This window comes from Empedobacter tilapiae, from assembly GCF_004785645.1.
Classification (GTDB): Bacteria; Bacteroidota; Bacteroidia; order Flavobacteriales; family Weeksellaceae; genus Empedobacter; species Empedobacter tilapiae.
The window spans coordinates 1-2,500 of record NZ_SRPE01000023.1 but is presented as its reverse complement, the minus strand read 5'-3'; the positions used below and the strand labels follow the sequence as shown (position 1 = coordinate 2,500).

Below are 2,500 nucleotides of genomic sequence, written 5' to 3'. Positions count from 1 at the left end.
CGGGACTATCACCCTCTACGGTTAACCTTTCCAGGTTATTCTATTATCCTTATAAAGTCTTTAGGGCTAATCCGCGTTCGCTCGCCACTACTTACGGAATCTCAATTGATTTCTTTTCCTATTGGTACTTAGATGTTTCAGTTCCCAACGTTCGCTCTCACTTACGTGAGTGACATGTCTTCAACATGCCGGGTTGTCCCATTCGGAAATCTTCGGATATAATGTGTATGTGCCACTCCCCGAAGCTTATCGCAGCTTATCACGTCCTTCATCGCCTCTCAAAGCCTAGGCATCCGCCGTACGCCCTTTGTAACTTTTTTCTCGATTTAACCGTCATATTATTGAGCGGTTATGTTAATCTTACTCGTTTTATTGATTAATTGTATACCTTTATAAAACTTTGATCTATTTCTAAATCTGTTTGTTTTTGATTGTATGCGATTATAAATTTATAAAATTCATAATCTGTTTCTAATAATGTCAATGAACTCTTCTATTAGTCGTAAAAACTAATTTCGTGGAGAATATCGGAGTCGAACCGATGACCTCTTGCGTGCAAGGCAAGCGCTCTAGCCAGCTGAGCTAATCCCCCTCTTTGTCGTATTTCGAAATCCATAATCTGAACTTCGCTTTTAGTAGTCTCAGGCAGACTCGAACTGCCGACCTCTACATTATCAGTGTAGCGCTCTAACCAGCTGAGCTATGAGACTCTTTAATACTCTTAAAGAGTGGTCTATATTTATATATAATAACAGAAAGAAAAGCCGAATTAAAATCAATCTTCTTACAATAGAAGAAAATTCGTCGTTCTCTAAATATGAGATGTTCCAGCCGCACCTTCCGGTACGGCTACCTTGTTACGACTTAGCCCTAGTTACCAGTTTTACCCTAGGCAGCTCCTTTTACGGTCACCGACTTCAGGTACCCCCAGCTTCCATGGCTTGACGGGCGGTGTGTACAAGGCCCGGGAACGTATTCACCGCATCATGGCTGATATGCGATTACTAGCGATTCCAGCTTCATAGAGTCGAGTTGCAGACTCCAATCCGAACTGAGATAAGTTTTCGAGATTCGCATCTTGTTGCCAAGTAGCTGCCCTCTGTACTTACCATTGTAGCACGTGTGTAGCCCAAGACGTAAGGGCCGTGATGACTTGACGTCGTCCCCACCTTCCTCGCGGTTTGCACCGGCAGTCTCATTAGAGTCCCCGTCTTTAAACGCTGGCAACTAATGATAGGGGTTGCGCTCGTTGCAGGACTTAACCTAACACCTCACGGCACGAGCTGACGACAGCCATGCAGCACCTTGCATTCTGTCCGAAGAAAAATCTATTTCTAGATCTGTCAAATTGCATTTAAGCCTTGGTAAGGTTCCTCGCGTATCATCGAATTAAACCACATGCTCCACCGCTTGTGCGGGCCCCCGTCAATTCCTTTGAGTTTCATTCTTGCGAACGTACTCCCCAGGTGGGATACTTATAACTTTCGCTTAGCCACTGAGTCCGAAAACCCAACAGCAAGTATCCATCGTTTACGGCGTGGACTACCAGGGTATCTAATCCTGTTCGCTCCCCACGCTTTCGTCCATCAGCGTCAGTTGAGACTTAGTGACCTGCCTTCGCAATTGGTGTTCTGCGTAATATCTAAGCATTTCACCGCTACACTACACATTCCAGCCACTTCAAACTCACTCAAGACTAACAGTATCAATGGCAGTTTCATAGTTAAGCTATGAGATTTCACCACTGACTGATTAATCCGCCTACGGACCCTTTAAACCCAATAAATCCGGATAACGCTTGCACCCTCCGTATTACCGCGGCTGCTGGCACGGAGTTAGCCGGTGCTTATTCTTCTGGTACCTTCAGCTACTTACACGTAAGTAGGTTTATCCCCAGATAAAAGTAGTTTACAACCCATAAGGCCGTCATCCTACACGCGGGATGGCTGGATCAGGCTTCCACCCATTGTCCAATATTCCTCACTGCTGCCTCCCGTAGGAGTCTGGTCCGTGTCTCAGTACCAGTGTGGGGGTTCACCCTCTCAGGCCCCCTAAAGATCATCGTCTTGGTGAGCCGTTACCTCACCAACTAACTAATCTTACGCATGCCTATCCTACTGCGATAAATCTTTCAAAAATCCATGATGCCATGATTTCTATTATAAAGTATTAATCCTCCTTTCGAAGGGCTATCCTTTTCAGTAGGGCAAGTTGCATACGCGTTACGCACCCGTGCGCCGGTCTCTATCTCCCGAAAGAAATATACCCCTCGGCTTGCATGTGTTAGGCCTCCCGCTAGCGTTCATCCTGAGCCAGGATCAAACTCTCCATTGTAAATAATTTCGTGTGAAGCAAGAGCTTCTGTTTTTTACAACTTCGAATTTCCTATAGCTCCATTATTCAAGGATTGACTTCGTTATTATTCGGCTATTTGTTTCTTCTGTTTATTTTATAATTTCAAATGAACTTCTCATCTTAGCAATACCTCTCGGTATTTGCG

The 2,500-nt window shown here is 44.8% G+C and carries 2 tRNA genes and 2 rRNA genes (1 of these 4 cut by a window edge); all 4 read right to left on the bottom strand.

Going from position 1 to position 2,500, the window contains the following annotated elements:
- Positions 1 to 320, bottom strand: a 23S ribosomal RNA gene (locus tag E4J94_RS17505) (it extends 2,466 nt beyond the left edge of the window).
- Positions 321 to 518: 198 nt separating this feature from the next.
- Positions 519 to 592, bottom strand: a tRNA-Ala gene (locus E4J94_RS17500).
- 44 nt (positions 593 to 636) lie between these two features.
- Positions 637 to 710, bottom strand: a tRNA-Ile gene (locus E4J94_RS17495).
- 105 nt (positions 711 to 815) lie between these two features.
- Positions 816 to 2,334 (bottom strand): 16S ribosomal RNA (locus E4J94_RS17490).
- The 16S and 23S rRNA genes sit together here with 2 tRNA genes alongside, the layout of an rRNA operon.
- Positions 2,335 to 2,500: the final 166 nt, after the last annotated feature.